Below are 15,558 nucleotides of genomic sequence, written 5' to 3'. Positions count from 1 at the left end.
CATTCTGCCCGGAACATGGTCTGTTAAGCATTGAATCTTCAGGAGCAAGGCTGCCCCATGGATTATTTTGGACCGCATGTTTTCGGTTATCTGATCGCAATGCTGCACACGTTGGGTTCGATTGCCGCCATCCATGCCGTATTGACCGTTCGGACCGCCCAGGGCTCGATCGCCTGGGCTCTGTCACTGCTGTTCATTCCCTACCTCACGCTTATCCCTTATCTGGTCTTTGGCCGCAGCACCTTCGATGGCTACATCAAGGCCCGGCGGCAAGCCAACGAGGAAATGCGCAAGGCAATCTCCGAGCTGAACTGGCGCCCCTGGGTAGAAGAGGCACTGGCTGCTCGCGCCTCCAGCGCCTACGCGTCTTTGAGGGCTATGCCGAAACTGGGACGCATGCCTTGTCTGGCGAATAACGAAGTACGCTTGCTGATCGATGGCCAAGCCACCTTCGATGGGATTTTCGACGCCATCAGCAACGCCCGGCAAGCGGTACTGATCCAGTTTTTCATCATCCACGACGACCGCCTCGGCCAACGCCTGCACAGCCTGCTGATGAAGAAAGCAGCAGAGGGCGTGGCGATTTACTTGCTCTACGACCGCATCGGCAGCCACTCCCTGCCCCACGGTTACGTGCAGCCGTTGCGCGATGCCGGTATTGAGGTCAAAGCCTTCGCCACCCGCAGCGGTTGGCTCAACCGCTTTCAGGTCAATTTCCGCAACCACCGCAAGATCGTCGTGGTCGACGGGATTGTCGGTTTTGTCGGCGGGCTCAATGTCGGTGACGAATACATGGGCGAAAAACCACCCTTGGCACCCTGGCGCGACACCCACGTGCAAGTGCGCGGACCGGTGGTGGCCTGCATGCAGGAATCCTTTGCCGAAGACTGGTTCTGGGCGGCCCGTTCGCTACCGCCGTTGATCCTGCCGGAGGTTTATCCGGATGACGGCGTGCTCTGCCAATTGCTGGCCACCGGCCCGGCGGATTCCTACGAAACCTGTTCGCTATTCTTCGTCGAAGCCATCCATGCGGCGACGGAACGGGTGTGGATCACCACCCCTTATTTCATCCCCGATGAAGCGGTGTTCGCCGCGTTACGACTGGCAGTGTTGCGTGGTGTGGATGTACGGATTTTGTTGCCAGCGCGGGCGGATCACCGGATCGTCTACGCCGCTTCCAGCCTTTACGCCTTCGAAGCGGTACGTGCAGGCGTGCGCTTGTTCCGTTACCAGCCGGGGTTCATGCATCAGAAAGTGGTGTTGATCGACAGCGAAATCAGCGCCATCGGCAGCGCCAATCTGGACAACCGTTCGTTCCGGCTGAATTTCGAAGTGATGTTGCTGACGGTCGACAGCGTATTTGCCGCCGAAGTGGAACAGATGCTCAACGATGACTTCGCCCAGGCTCACGAGATCGCCAAAGAAGAAGGCCGGGAGACCCACCGCCTGCAACAGATCGGCATGCGGATCGCCCGGCTTATTTCACCGATTCTTTAAGGGTTGTAAATGTCATCGCGGGTCCATGGCAGTTCATGGCTGCCATCGGGATGGGCTTTCACCGCGAGGATTTGATGCAGGTTGATCCAGCCTCTGGCGAAGGCATAGGCGCACCCCGCCAGGTACAACCGCCAGATGCGTAGAGCCTGTTCTGGCACCAGTTTGCCGGCAGCTTCCAGATTGTCTTCCAGGCGTTCGCTCCAGTGGTCCAGGGTTCGCGCGTAATGCAGACGCAGACTCTCGACATCGATGATCTCCAGCCCCGCTTCGCTGATCTCGGCCGAGATCATCGCCAAGTGCGGCAGCTCGCCGTTGGGGAACACGTACTTCTCGATGAATTCACCGGCGCCGCGCCCAACCGGCCGACCGTCGGTGTGCTTGGCGGTGATCCCATGGTTCATCACCAGACCGCCCTCTTTCACCGCACCGAACAAGATTTTGCAGTACTCGGCCAGATTGGCGTGGCCGACGTGTTCGAACATGCCCACGCTGACCACCTTGTCGAAGCGCCCGTCCTGAGGCAAATCGCGGTAGTCGAGCAGTTGCAATTCGATCTGATCCTCCAGGCCTTCGGCTTTCACCCGTTCACGGGCCAGCGCCAATTGCTCCTTACTGAGCGTTATCCCGAACACCTTCGCGCCGAACTCACGAGCCGCATACCGCGCCAACCCGCCCCAGCCGCAACCGACATCCAGCAGATACTCGCCTGGTTGCAACCGCAGCTTGCGGCACAGGTGGCGAAACTTGGCTTGTTGAGCTTGCTCGAGGGTTTCACTGCCGGTTTCGAAATAGGCGCAGGAATACGCCATGTCGCTGTCGAGCCACAGTTGATAAAACGCGTTGGAGAGGTCGTAGTGATAGGAGATGGCTTGGGCGTCGGTTTCCTTGTCGTGAACCGAGCGCTCCGGTTGCGCATCTTCGTCTTCGTTGATTAGTGCCTGACTCCATTCATCGCAGACACGAATCACATCGCTGATGGAGCCTTCCAGCTCCAGCTTGCCTTCGACAAATGCCGCCCCCAGCGCATGAAGGCTGGGATGGGTGAACTGGGTAACCATGTGGGGGTCTTTGACCACAATGGTGACGCTGGGCGTCGGCCCCAGATTGAACTCATGGCCGTCCCAGAGTCGCAAGCGAAGCGGTAATTGCAGATTCTGTAAGGCCGGTGGAAGTTGCGCGAGCATGAAAAGCCCCCCTTTTTCAGACGACAAATCTGAGGGTAGACCATCCTTGAAAAATAGCAGGCTATCGAATTAATAGCCTTTTTCTATTCCCGTATTGCTTCCAACAGTGAAGCCAGCCGGCGGGCGACCGTTGAAAATGATCGCCTTACCCTAGATGACTACAAATCCGGCACACAGTTCTGAAAAGTTGTAGACGCTCACACCTCATCCTTAAGCTTGAGTAGGGGTTCCTGAAAGCGTAGCAAACGCCCGGCATTACCGAGCACCAATAACGTGCTCAAGTTGTGCAAGAGGGCGGCAATCATCGCTCCTGCCGCGCCGAGCCAGCCGAATGCGGCGAACGCGACGATGGCCAGGGTCCAGCCCAAACCGATGATCACGTTGACCTGCAAGGTCTGGCGGCATTGGCGACTCAAGCGCACACAGGTTCCCAGCCGGCGCAGGTCGCTGCCGATCAGTACGATATCGGCCGAGGCCAGCGCGATGTCCGCACCGCCCGCCCCCATGGCCACGCCGACCACACCGGCCTTGAGCGCCAGGGAATCGTTGATGCCGTCTCCCACCACCATCGGCCGGAATCCGCTGCCGATTTCTTTCAGCACACGATTGAGTTTGTCCTCGGGCAAGGCCTGGGCTTCGACATCGCTGATGCCCACATCCCGGGCCAGCGTATGCGCAACGCTCTGCCGATCCCCGGTGAGCAACAACTGACGACCCAAACCCAGTTCACGCAATTCGCTCAGGGCAAACCGCGCCTCGGGTTTGACGCTGTCAGCGAGCAACAGCCAAGCGAGAAATTCACCGTTGAGTGCCAATCCGGCAATCGGGCCGTCGTGTTCGGGCACAGCTGATGTGTTGATGCCCAATTGCGCGAACAGCTCAGGACGACCGAGGGCCGCCTCGCCCTGCTCGGTCATCGCCACTACACCCAGCCCCTGACGCTCATGAATGTCAGAGAGCAGCAGAAAGTGTTCCTGAGTGACCAACCCGGCCAAAGCGCGGCTGACGGGGTGGCTGCTGGCGGAACCGAGGCTGGCGGCGAGCTTCAGTACCTGACTGCGATCTTGCAGTGGACTGTCGATGGATTGCAGGCGCAAGGTGCCGAACGTCAGGGTTCCGGTCTTGTCGACCACCAACGACGTCAGGTCAGCCAACTCTTCGAGGAACGCCGAGCTGCGAATCAGAATCCCGTGCCGAGCCGCCACCGCCACCCCGGCAATGGCCGTGGCCGGTGCCGACAACACCAGCGCGCAAGGACAAGCCGCTACCAACACCGCGAGCATCGCTTGCGCATCGTTGGTAACAAACCAGGTCACGGCGGCCAGCAGCAACACCAACACCATGTAGCTGCCGGCGTAGCGTTCGAGCAAACGGGTGATCGGCGGCTTGGAACGTTCGGCGCTTTGCATCAGCGCGATGACTTTACCCAAGGTCGATTCGTTACCGGTGCGGGTCACTTCAATGCGCAGCAGGCCATCAAGATTGATCGCCCCGCCGAACACCGGCATGCCCACGCCAGCTTCTATTGGCACCGACTCACCGGTAATCGAGGCGGTGTCGAGGCTTGCCTGACCGGACAACACCCGGCCATCCGCCGGCACTCGATCACCGGCACGCACCTCCACGAGGTCACCGGCCTTGAGTGTGCCGTTGTCGACTTCAACGACGGAACCGTCAACCTGAATCTTGCGTGCATGGCTGCGAGTCAGTTTGCCAAGGGCATGAATCGCTTCTTGGGAACCGATGACGCTGCGCTCTTCCAGCACGTGACCGAAGATCATGATGATCGGCAGCAGCGCCGCCGTGAGCAGATCGCCTGTGGCCCAGGCGCCGAGCATGGCCAAGGCAATCAACTGATCGGTGATCCCGTGCAAGCTCGGATAACGCAGGCTGTACCACGCCGAGCGCATGACCGGCACGGCCACCAGCAAGGACGCGAAACCCAGCAGCAATTGGCTGACACCGGTCTGCTCCGGCGACAACCAACGCCAGATAAGGCCTAGCGCAAGCAACCCCAGTGCAAGCATGGCCAGAGTCAACTGGCGCGCGGCGCTACGTTGTTCAGCCGAGGACAACATGCTCGGCGCGGCGGCGGTTTGGGCAGTCATTGCGCAGCTCCCTGAATGATCAGGCGGGAATCGTCTTTTGGATCAACCGTGGTCACCGAGCCGGCCTGCCCGAGAATCTTCGGCATCCGTTCACGGTAAATACGCAGCAGCATTTGCGGGTCGGTGCCCTGCTGTTGCGCCTTGGCCAAACTCAGCACCGTGGCGGTGTCGGCAGAGGCTTTGGCCAGGCGTTCGCTGGCTTGAGCGTGAGCCACTTGCAGCATGCGGTCGGCTTGCTCGTTGGCGGACTGGGTCAGCTTCTCGGCTTCAGTGCGCGCGTTGGCCACGGCTTTGTCGGCCTGCTGGCTGGCAGTTAACACCGCGTTGAACGCGTTCACCGCCGGGCCGGGCAGACTCGATTGCACATCGACCCGCGCCACTTCGATGCCCATCCCCTGCCCGGTCGCCGTCAGTTCGGCCAAGCGTTGATTGATGCCCCGCACCAGATCGCCGCGTAGACGTTCGCGGCGCTCAGCGGCCTGACTGTCGGCACCGATCAGTTCCGGTCGAGCCACCAGAATGGTGTCCAGATCTCGTGCGGCGGTGAGCGCCACAGCACTGCGCGTCACCAGCCGATCCAGTGCCGGCAGCACATGCTCACCCTGAAGGACGAAGGCATAGGGTTCGGTGACTTTATAGAACACCCGCACATCCAGTTGCACGACGCCCGCATCACCGGTCAATAAATAACCTGAGCCGGCGAGCGCATCGCTGATGGGCGTGGCGAAACTCGCGACTCGATCCGCCTGCAATGCAGCATCGGTGCGCAGCAGATTTTCCACCCGACGCTCGATCACCCGATCCGCTGCCGGCAACAAGATTACCTGCTCAAACGGACGCGGCCATGCCAACAACAAACCGGCATTTTGAATGCGATCCAATGCGCCGAAGTGCAGCACCACGGCACGATTTTGCGGGTCGATTTGCCGCACATTTGAGAATGCCCATGCCAAAGCAGCTAGCACAGTTACGGCGTACAGCGCCAAAAAAGCCAAGCGCCCGGCCTGAATCCAGGGGCTGCTCAACTCATTTGTTCCACGTGGAACTAAACTCATGGCTGCGACCCGGACTTGTTATCGAGCGTCGGCGGGCCGTCAACCAACACCCGAAACGGCGCGGCATCGGTGCGTAAAATCAGTTTGGTGCCTGGCGTGACGATGGTGCCCAAGGTGTCGAGAGAGCGCAGCAAGTTGTAGAGCTGCGGCGAACCGGCGTAGGCACGGCCGTAAATCTGCGCGGCTTCGACGCGGGATTGGGCTTCGATGTCCGCAGCTTTCACCGTCGCATCGGCTTGCACGATTCGCGCATCACGCTCGGCTGCAGAGCGAATTTGCGCGGCTTCACGCTTGCCGATGGCCGTGCGTTCAGTGGCGATGGTTTCACGCTCGGCGCGCATACGATCAACCGTCGCGGTGAGCGTCACCGACGGCAACGTCAAACGCTCGATGCCGACTTGCAGCACTCGCACACCATAAGTGGTGAGCAACTGTTGATTGATCTGCTGACGCAGTTGCGCTTCAAAATCGGCGATGCGTACCTGATTGGCATCGGTGTTCACCAGGTTAGCCAGATCGAAACTGCTGGCGGTGGTTTCCAGCGCCGAGCCGACAAAGGTGCGGATCTGCCGCGCCGCTTCGTCCGGCTGGTTCTGTACGGCGCGCATAAAGCGTTGCACGTTGTCCGGATCACCCTGCACCTGCCAGGCCACGTAGGCTTGCACGATGATGCGCAGACCATCGCGCGTGCCCACATCCTGCAAACCGCTGGAGGTGGTGCGCAGCCGCAGATCCACCGGAATCGCCGCCTCGAACGGTGCCGGCCAGCGCCAGCCAAGACCGGGTTCCAGCAACACCCGCGATGGATTGCCGAAGCGAGTGATGACCGTGGCCTCTCCCGAACGCACTTGCACCAGGCTCGCCGCCGCAATGGCAAACGCCACCAGCAGCGCCGCCCAACCCATTCGCCGCCACGGGAAAGGGCCCGCTTCGTGTGGGTCGCCGTGGTGATGATGGTGATGGCCGTGGTGATGCCCGCCATGGCCGTGATCGTGGCCGGCGTGATCATCGTGATCGCGATTGTGTGTAGGCGTCGGCTGGCTCAATGGACGGCTCCTGGCTGAGCGGAATTACGCGGCGGCGCAGGGTCAGCCGGCAGCGTGAATGTACGTAGGTCGATGGTTGGTGCATTGCTGTTGCCGCCCAGACGATGGTCGAGAACCAGCAGCTTGGCGTTGGTCAAACCTTGGGTCAGTTGACTGAGGTATTGCTCCAGCACGAAGGCTTGGCCGGCGCTGGAATAAGCCTTTCGCTCGGCGGCAAATTTCAGGTCGGCGGCCTGAGCGGTCGAGTTGATTTCATGAGCACTGGCCGTGGCTTGATCGTGAGCGATGCTGGCTTGCAACTGTGCTTGGTTGGTCGCCTCCGCCGCAGCGCCGCGCTCACGGGAAATCAATGCCTGAGCACCAATCTGCGCCGCTTGCACGCCGTGATAAGCGTTGGCCGCCCCCGCTGGCGGGTGAATGGCCTCAACCACCGTGGCGAGAATTTCCACGCCGCTATCGAGTTTTTGCAGGTCAGCCTGCACGGCGCGACCGATCTCTTCGGCGAGCCCTACCCTGTCCTCGCCGAGCAAACCATCGAGGGTTCGCGAGGCGAAATCGTGAACCAGAATCCGGCTGGCGGTGCTGCGGATCAACGTTGGCACATCGGCGCTGTTGTAGGTCGCGGCCAGCGCCGCCTGATCACTCAGGCCGATGCGATAGACGAAGCGCACGTCCATATTGACGATCTGGAAGCTCTGCTTGTCGGCGCGACTGCTGGCGATGACTTGGGATTTGTCGTTCACATGGCTGGCGTCCCACAAGCGATTGGCAATCGCCGGTGCCGGGCCTTCGGCTGGTTCGGCCTCGACCGGTGCCGACGTTTCGCCCACGCTGGTGGCCAACTCGTGGACCACGCCGTTCTCGACGCTCAGCACGCGGCCCAGTGGCCACGGCAAACCGGCGTGCAAACCGGGACCGAAAACTTCCACCGGTTTGCCAAAGCGCTCATAGATACCTCGGCCTTGCAGCGCAATTTCGTGAATGCCGGTGAGCGACCAACCGACGATAGCCACCACCGCCAGCACCGGCAAAAACGCCCGGCGCATGTAAGTAAAGGCCCAGATTTGTCGCAGGTCGATACCGAAGCGGTTGTGCAATTCGTGCTGCAATGCGAGCAAAGGTTGCGGCGGCCAGCGCAGCATGTCGGCGACGAAGCTTCGCGCCAGCAAGGCCGGCTCCAGTTGTTCACGACGAGGACTGAACAGCGACAACACGGCCCGTAGCAGTAACTCGACGGCGACCAGCCCCGGCAGCAAGCCGATCAGCACCGCCAGACGTACCGGCCAGACCGATGTTTCGCTGCCGAACAGCAAACACAGGGCGCTGAGCACCAGGCAAATAATCGCGACCCGCGTCAGCTGCGCCAACGGCCCTGCTTCGGGCCACTGGGCGACGTTTTCCTGCGCCAGTTGCCGCTCCAGCACCAGCAAACCGAAAGCCAGCAGCAACGACAGCGTGGCACCGACACTGGCCGACAACCCCAACGCAGCGGGCGGCAGGGTCAGGTTCCAGACTTGCTCGATGCAGTACATCGTCAATAACGCCCAGCCGGCAAGCCAAAGCGTCGGGGCACCAATCTGCCCCAGCAAGCGCAACCAACGCTGACTGATCCGGTCCAGCAACCGCTCGTACCAGCCTTCGGCGGCAACGACTTCTTCAGCGACAGCCACCGGCACTAACACGACCGGATTCATCGCCCGTGCGCGCCACTGCGTTACCCACCAGGCCGATTGCAGGCCGGCGACCATGACCAGCAAACCGGCGCTCTGATTAACCAGCAATGCCGGCCAAAGCGACTGCCGCGCAAACAGCCCGACAAAAAACGCCAGCACCAGTCCTGCGCCAGCCAAGGCCCCTAAACCGATCGCGAATTGCCGCAATCGCCGTCCTTGAATGACCGCCTGCTGAAAGCGCGGCAGCCCTGCTATCTGTGCCCCATCGCCATCGAGATCGACTTGCATACCACCCCAGCCATCGCTCACATCACAATTCGTTACGATATAACGAAAGTGGTGAAATATTCGTCGTAAATCGCTCTATCTAAAACCCTGAACCTGTCGCCAAGCTGAAGCCTTGACCGAAATGGCTCGAAACGCACATATTACGCTCGTAATTTTTATCGAAGGCTACTTTTATCGATCCCGTCCCTTTTGCCAGGAGTACCACTATGAGCACCTATGACGTCGTGATTCTGGGCGCAGGCCCCGGCGGTTATAACGCAGCGATCCGCGCCGGCCAGCTGGGTCTGAAAGCGGCGTGCGTGGAAGGCCGCGCCACTCTGGGCGGGACCTGCCTGAATGTCGGCTGCATGCCGTCCAAGGCGCTGCTGCATGCCTCCGAACTCTACGACGCGGCCATGGGGGCGGAATTCGCCAACCTGGGGATTGAGGTCAAACCCATTCTCAACCTTGCTCAAATGATGAAACAGAAGGATGAAAGCGTTACCGGGCTGACCAAAGGCATCGAGTTTCTGTTTCGCAAAAACAAAGTCGACTGGATCAAGGGCTGGGGCCACATCGACGGGCCGGGCAAAGTCACGGTGACCGACAGCCAGGGCGTCAAGACCGAGCTGAGCGCCAAGGACATCGTTATCGCCACCGGCTCCGAACCCACTCCCCTGCCCGGCGTGGACATCGATAACAAACGTATCCTCGACTCCACGGGCGCCCTGTCGCTGAACGAAGTACCGAAGCACCTGGTGGTGATCGGTGCCGGGGTGATCGGCCTAGAGCTGGGCTCGGTATGGCGGCGCCTGGGTGCTCAGGTGACGGTGGTCGAATTTCTCGACCGGATCTGCCCCGGTGTAGATGGCGAAGCGGGCAAGACCCTTCAGCGCTCATTGAGCAAGCAAGGCATCAGCTTCAAGTTGAGTTCGAAAGTCACCCGCGCCACGACATCGGCGAGCGGTGTTCAGCTCAGCGTCGAACCGGCCGCGGGTGGCACCGCCGAGCTGCTGGAAGCCGACTACGTGCTGGTGGCAATTGGTCGTCGTCCTTACACCCAAGGCCTGGGACTGGAAAACGTCGGCCTCGCCACGGACAAACGCGGCATGCTCGCCAACAAGGGCCACCGCACCGAAGCGGCGGGCGTCTGGGTGATCGGTGATGTGACGTCGGGGCCCATGCTCGCCCACAAGGCCGAAGACGAAGCCATGGCGTGCATCGAGCAAATCGTTGGCAAGGCCGGCGAGGTCAATTACGACCTGATCCCCAGCGTGATCTACACCAAACCGGAGCTGGCCAGCGTCGGCAAGACCGAAGAACAGCTGAAGGCCGAAGGTCGCGCCTACAAGGTCGGCAAATTTCCCTTCACCGCCAACAGCCGGGCGAAGATCAATCACGAAACCGAAGGCTTCGCCAAAGTATTGGCCGATGAGCGCACCGACGAAGTCCTCGGCGTGCATCTTGTGGGCCCGAGCGTCAGTGAAATGATTGGCGAATATTGCGTAGCCATGGAGTTCAGTGCCTCGGCCGAAGACATCGCCCTGACCTGTCACCCACACCCGACCCGCTCCGAAGCCTTGCGTCAGGCGGCAATGGATGTGGAGGGAATGGCGACGCAGATGTAGGGCCGGAGATTGGCGGCAGCTGGTCTACCGCTTGATCGTTCCCACGCTCTGCGTGGGAATGCAGCCCGTGACGCTCCGCGTTACATCAAGAGCCGAACGCGGAGCGTCCGTAGAGGCATTCCCACGCAGAGCATGGGAACGATCCTAACTCGGTCTAAGGCGGCAAATGCTCCAACGGCAGTGCCCCCGGTGTCTTCACCGTGTGAATCGCAAAGTTGCTGCGGATGTCGCTCACACCCGGCAATTTCAGCAGTCGCCCGGTGAGAAAACGGTCATAGGCGCGCAAATCCGGCACCACCACTTGCAGCAGAAAATCTGATTCCCCTGACACCAGGAACGCCGAAATCACCTCGGGCAATGCCGTCACGGCCAGGCGAAAGGCTTCGGCCTGTTCATCGTTGTGTCGTTCGACTTTGACCCCGACAAACACCGTCAGCCCAAGGCCCACTTCATCTCGATCCAGATTGGCCTGATAGCCGCGAATCACTCCCGCTTCTTCCAGCATCCGTACCCGACGCAAACAGGGCGAGGCGGACAAACCGATTTCGTCAGCCAATTGCACGTTGCTCAGGCGACCGTCCCGTTGCAGCGCCGCGAGAATCTTGCGGTCGTAGGCGTCCAGTTTCATGGTTTGGCAGATCCCGATGGTTCGATCATCATAAAATGGCAGGTTATGCCAAATATCGACGCTTTAGAAGCTGACTACGCAACCACCTGCCCTGCCCTCCAGCCATAGACTGATCCCACCAAATCGACAACGAATGGGGTGCAACATGGCAGGACTCTGGCTGTTTTTCATGGCACTGGCGGTGGTGTACCTGTTGCCCGGCCCGGACATGATTCTGCTGTTGCAGACCGGCGCACGTCAGGGCAAAGGCGCGGCGCTGGCCACGGCGTTGGGGCTGGGCGTGGCGCGTGGTTGTCATGTGGCCTTGGCGGCGCTGGGTTTGGCGGCGCTATTCAAGACGGCGCCCTGGACCTTCGATATGGTGCGCCTGGTCGGAGCAGCGTACCTGCTGTGGATCGGCATTCAGTGCCTGCGCACCACGATGCTGCCGAGCTTGAACAGTGCAGGCACCACAACTGAAAAACCGCATTGGCGCGAGGCGATCCAGCGCGGTTTGCTGACGAACCTGCTCAACCCCAAGGCGCTGCTGTTCTGCTCGGTGCTGTTGCCGCAGTTCATTGATCCGCACGCCGGCCCAGTGCTCGCGCAATTCGCAACGCTGGGCATGATGCTGGTGGGTGTCGGGTTGTTGTTCGACAGCGCCTACGCGTTGGTCGGCGCCGCACTGGGCCGCTGGCTGCAACGCAGTCCATCGGCCCAGCGGGTGCAGCAGTGGTTGTTCGGCAGCCTGCTGATCGGCTTCGCGGTGCGGCTGACCTTTGTGCAGCAGGCTTGAGGCTTGAGGCTTGAGGGTTATCGCGCTCTACGACGGCGGCGACTAATTAGCAGCAAAGCCGTCGCCGTGATCGCCACAATAGCGCCTACCTGCACCGGTTTCTTGTAGGGCCGCAGCATCGAACGCGTAGCATCGGTGGCCTGGGTGACATAACGTTTGCTGGCGTTTTCAAAGTCTGGATAAGGGCATTGGTGACCGAAGTTCTCTGCCCAATCCACGTACGGGCCTTCTTTCACATAGCGTTGATAGAACGCACGTTCTTCTTCAACGCTGGTGTTCCACCCCGCCGCCGCACACAACACCGCCGCAAAAGCCTGGCTGGTGTGAGGCAGATTATCGGCAGCACGACTGGCCAAAGCCGTTGCGACATAACGATAGTGATAGCGCTCATCGGGTTGAGCGGCGCTGGCTTGCTGACGCAGGACTTCATCTTCGGCCACTAACGGGCCGACCTTTAGCTCACGGCTCTCAAGGCTGTAGTTACCACCAAATGTGGCGTAATCCGGGGCCATTTCGTAGCCAAGAATGTCCATTCCCCATTGGCGTGCCGTCGAAGCAGCGTTGAACAATGCCGCCGCACGTTTGGTCGGCCACCAGGCAGCGTCCGCCTCTTGACGCAACTGCCCGTACGCCTTGGCCTTGTTCTGCAGGTCGACACTGTCAAAGTAAGCCGGTGCTTCGTCATAACGCCCTTCACGCAGCAGGCGCCGCCCGAGCAAATTGCGCAGGTTCGCGGCTACCGGCAACGGCACATAATTGTCGCGATCTTGCTGGCTGAGCGGCGGCGGTGCGGGCACCTGAGTGTCGACGTACTGCTTGAGTTCATCGAGGGTCAGCACCCGCTCGGCAACGGCGGCCGCGTCGTACCAGTAAATATTTTGGCTGCGATAGAGCTGATCAAAGGCTTGCAGATAATCCCCGCGTTGCAGGGCCAGGATTGCGCTTTCGCCGTCGACCCGGCACTTGGGCTGCACCGTTTCGTAATCCCAGTCAGGGGTCCGTCGTTCACCCCAGGATTCGTTTTGCGGGAAGGCCTGGGCTGCTTTGGCATAGGCCGCCGCGGCAGCGCTTTTATCGCCATCACGCAACGCCAGTTTCGCCCGCAGCCACCACGCGAGGCCGCCGTCACCGGCCTGTTCGAGGAAGGCTTTGGCACTGGCGTAATCGCCCTGCTGATAGTTCATCGCCGCCAGGCGATCCGCGTTATCCAGGCTGCCGCGGGTGCTGTTTTGCAGCAGTTTGATCAATTTCTGTTCGTTCGGGGGTTGATCACCGAATGACCAGCCCAGTCGACTGATCAACGACGCCGTCACCAGTTGCTGCACCGCTTTGCCCTTGAGCAATACGGCCAGTCGATCGTCGGACATTGTCATCAGATCGGCCATCAACAACTTCAACGAGCTGTAGCCCACCGCCGAACCGTGAAGGTTCTGCGTCGCGTAGAGTTCGATGGCGCTATCCCAATCACCCGCGGTGCGGGCCACTCGCGCTTCTTCGCCGAGGCTGGCAACACCCAGCTCCAAAGGGTCGCTGAAGCCGTCGATACTCAATTGACGAGTCTGCTCGAAGGCCTTCCGGGATTGAGCCAACAGGTCGGGACCCGCGCCCGCCTCTGAACTCATGGCAAACAGTGCCCGCCCCAACGAGTAAGCCGCCCAGGTGCTGCGCAACGCACGTTGATCCGCCGGCAGCGCCAGCACTTTCTGAAAATACTCGGTGGCCAAACCGTGATCACCCGCGTTGAACGCCACGGCACCCGCCAGATAGAACATGTGCTCGGCCGGCAGGCTCGCACCTTGTTCTTCAACCTGACGGGCATCGGTCAGGCTGCGCAGCTGTTGCACCAGCGCTTGCTGCTCAGGCGTCAGACCGGCCTGTTCGGCGGTGTTCCGTTGCCCCGCGTAATCCGGCGCATCGCCGTAACCGTCCCCCGGAATGTTGGTGGCTGCGGTGACATTTTTCAGTCCCGCGATGGCGTGCCCGAGGCGGTTGATCTCGACGTTGAAGTTGCCTTCCGGCAGTTCCGCCAGCGACTGGCCACGGTTGTCCAGCAGCCGCATGGGGAAGTCCGGCCCGCAGGCCAGCGCCGAACCCAACGGCAGGCTGAGGCTCAGGCAAAGCATATGGCGGGGCCAGTTACGGGTGAACATTCGAACCTCCTTGATCAATAGTTGCGCAGCGTGCCCAACCGATGGCGCGCTGCCCGCCGGCGGGGATTCGCCCCTCGCGCAGGCGGGTGAAGGTAAGCAGATCCGGGCGCTGTTGCAATGCATAACCGGCCAATGCATCGGCGCCATCGCAGCCCTGCACCGCCAATGTCAGGCGTTCGGGCCAGGCGCTGTCGAGGTTGCCTTGGTTGCTGACGCCGATGTCGTAGAGGCCGTCCTGCGCCAAGAGCTTCAGCCCCACGCGGCTGTCGAGCGTATCGCCACGCGCCACAGCGATTAGCGTCGTCAGGCTCCAGGCCCTGCGATCATTGACTAGCGGCAGACGAAACCAGATCAATCCGGCCAGATGAGCCGGAGGATCGGCGCGTAACTCGGCACCGAGTTTGCTCACTTGCAGCGGATCCGCCAGCAACTCCCGTCGATCGCCACCCCGGTCGATAGACACTTCGCTTTCCACGATCGGCGCGCCACTGGCCCCCGACAACAACGCCACGCCATAAGCCGGCAGCGCCAGATAAAACGGTTTCGAGGTGATACGGCTCCAGGCCCTGGCCCATTGCCGTGCCTGATTCGGGTCGAACAGCCCACGCCGTGGATCGCTCACCGCGTGCACCTGCAATACGCTGCTGTCGACCGTCGCCAGCAACGCCGGCAATTCAGGGCTGTCGAGCCAGGCCGGCAACGCGGTGATGCTCAGAGGCAAGGACGCCGGCAGAACAGCACGTAAATGCGTGAGGAATTCGCGGTAGGCCGGTAGCCGGGCGTTACCCGCATCGTGGTCGATTTCCACGCCGGAAAGGATCAGCCCCTGCCCTTGCCAATCGCTGAGCACCTGATGGATGTGCGCGGTGACCTCGTCCTGATCCAGCCCCTTGAGCTGGCCATCCAGACGAATCACCGCAATCAGCGGCCGGCCATCACGCTTGAGCAGCACCGGATCGATCCGCGCCCGGCTCCAGCCGGCCTGTGGGAACGCCTGCAAGGCCAGCACGCGCAAGGTCGAGAAATCGGCGCGGCTGTCGCGCAGCGCGGCGTCATGGGCCGACGTCCATTGGCGTTGCCAGACGTAGAGTTGCTGATCGAGTGGCGGTGCGCCCGGTCGCTCGCAACCGTTGAGCAACACCGCTGCCAGCAAAACGATCAAGCGTGTGAAAAAAACCATGAAAAACCTTATCCCTGAAATACAAAAAGGGCCTCTCAAGGCCCTTTGTCGCTCTGCTCGTTACCCTACTCAGCCATTGGCTTGCGGGCAATGATCACCTGAATTTTCGGTGGAAGAGAAATCCCTGTCCTACGCATGACTCCGTAGGAGCGAGGCTTGCCCTAATGCCAGTCAGTTAAGGGTAAATCGGACCTGTAGGAGCCAGGCTTGCCGGCGAAGGCGTCCTTAAGAGCGCCTTCGCCGGCAAGCCTGGCTCCTACGAAAAGCGGTTCATTCGCTTAACTGACCGGCATTAAGGCTTGCCCGCGAAGGCGGCGTATCAGCCAACATCAATGTTGAATGTCAGGCCGCCTTCGCGGGCAAGCCT

At 60.9% G+C, this 15,558-nt stretch carries 11 protein-coding genes; 3 read left to right on the top strand and 8 right to left on the bottom strand.

Annotated elements, in window-relative coordinates; genetic code table 11:
• Positions 1-57: 57 nt before the first annotated feature.
• Positions 58-1,497: a cardiolipin synthase gene (gene cls / locus TU81_RS26600; RefSeq protein ID WP_038980485.1), complete on the top strand. Its 1,440-nt coding sequence runs from the start codon at positions 58-60 to the stop codon at positions 1,495-1,497.
• Here cls and cfaB read toward each other — a convergent pair.
• The 5 genes from cfaB to hflK (TU81_RS26575) form a co-directional block, all read right to left on the bottom strand.
• Entirely contained in the window at positions 1,494-2,681 is a 1,188-nt protein-coding gene (gene cfaB / locus TU81_RS26595) for a C17 cyclopropane fatty acid synthase CfaB (RefSeq protein WP_038980482.1), read from the bottom strand. The two genes, cls and cfaB, sit on opposite strands and share 4 nt — an antisense overlap.
• Positions 2,682-2,878: 197 nt before the next feature.
• Positions 2,879-4,789: a cation-translocating P-type ATPase gene (locus TU81_RS26590; RefSeq protein WP_048397405.1), complete on the bottom strand. Its 1,911-nt coding sequence runs from the start codon at positions 4,787-4,789 to the stop codon at positions 2,879-2,881.
• On the bottom strand, positions 4,786-5,844 hold the full coding sequence (hflK, locus tag TU81_RS26585; RefSeq protein ID WP_048397402.1) for a protease modulator HflK: 1,059 nt from the start codon (positions 5,842-5,844) through the stop codon (positions 4,786-4,788). The genes TU81_RS26590 and hflK (TU81_RS26585) overlap by 4 nt, the downstream gene beginning before the upstream one ends.
• A complete protein-coding gene (gene hflC, locus TU81_RS26580; protein WP_048397400.1) occupies positions 5,841-6,890 on the bottom strand; it encodes a protease modulator HflC in 1,050 nt (349 codons plus the stop codon). Before hflC ends, hflK (TU81_RS26585) begins: the two co-directional genes overlap by 4 nt.
• Positions 6,887-8,851: a protease modulator HflK gene (gene hflK / locus TU81_RS26575; RefSeq protein WP_048397468.1), complete on the bottom strand. Its 1,965-nt coding sequence runs from the start codon at positions 8,849-8,851 to the stop codon at positions 6,887-6,889. Before hflK (TU81_RS26575) ends, hflC begins: the two co-directional genes overlap by 4 nt.
• A 206-nt stretch (positions 8,852-9,057) precedes the next feature.
• On the opposite strand from hflK (TU81_RS26575), the gene lpdA reads away from it, so the two are divergent.
• Positions 9,058-10,458 (top strand): dihydrolipoyl dehydrogenase, encoded by a 1,401-nt coding sequence (gene lpdA / locus TU81_RS26570; protein ID WP_048397397.1) that lies wholly within the window; start codon positions 9,058-9,060, stop codon positions 10,456-10,458.
• A 154-nt stretch (positions 10,459-10,612) separates the two neighbouring features.
• Here lpdA and TU81_RS26565 read toward each other — a convergent pair whose 3' ends face one another.
• On the bottom strand, positions 10,613-11,086 hold the full coding sequence (locus TU81_RS26565; protein WP_048397395.1) for an Lrp/AsnC family transcriptional regulator: 474 nt from the start codon (positions 11,084-11,086) through the stop codon (positions 10,613-10,615).
• Between the two features lie 145 nt (positions 11,087-11,231).
• On the opposite strand from TU81_RS26565, the gene TU81_RS26560 reads away from it, so the two are divergent.
• Positions 11,232-11,861, top strand: a complete 630-nt coding sequence (locus TU81_RS26560; RefSeq protein ID WP_048397393.1) for a LysE family translocator — start codon at positions 11,232-11,234, stop codon at positions 11,859-11,861.
• Between the two features lie 17 nt (positions 11,862-11,878).
• On the opposite strand, the gene TU81_RS26555 is transcribed toward TU81_RS26560, so the two are convergent.
• Complete coding sequence (locus TU81_RS26555) at positions 11,879-14,011, bottom strand: hypothetical protein (protein ID WP_048397391.1); 2,133 nt, start codon at positions 14,009-14,011, stop codon at positions 11,879-11,881.
• The gene (locus TU81_RS26550) at positions 13,998-15,191 is read right to left on the bottom strand and encodes a DUF3142 domain-containing protein (RefSeq protein ID WP_048397389.1); all 1,194 of its coding nucleotides are present in this window, start codon (positions 15,189-15,191) and stop codon (positions 13,998-14,000) included. The genes TU81_RS26555 and TU81_RS26550 overlap by 14 nt, the downstream gene beginning before the upstream one ends.
• Between the last annotated feature and the right edge of the window lie 367 nt (positions 15,192-15,558).

The organism is Pseudomonas lini, from assembly GCF_001042905.1.
Classification (GTDB): domain Bacteria; phylum Pseudomonadota; class Gammaproteobacteria; order Pseudomonadales; family Pseudomonadaceae; genus Aquipseudomonas; species Aquipseudomonas lini.
This window is presented reverse-complemented; position numbering and strand designations above follow the sequence as displayed.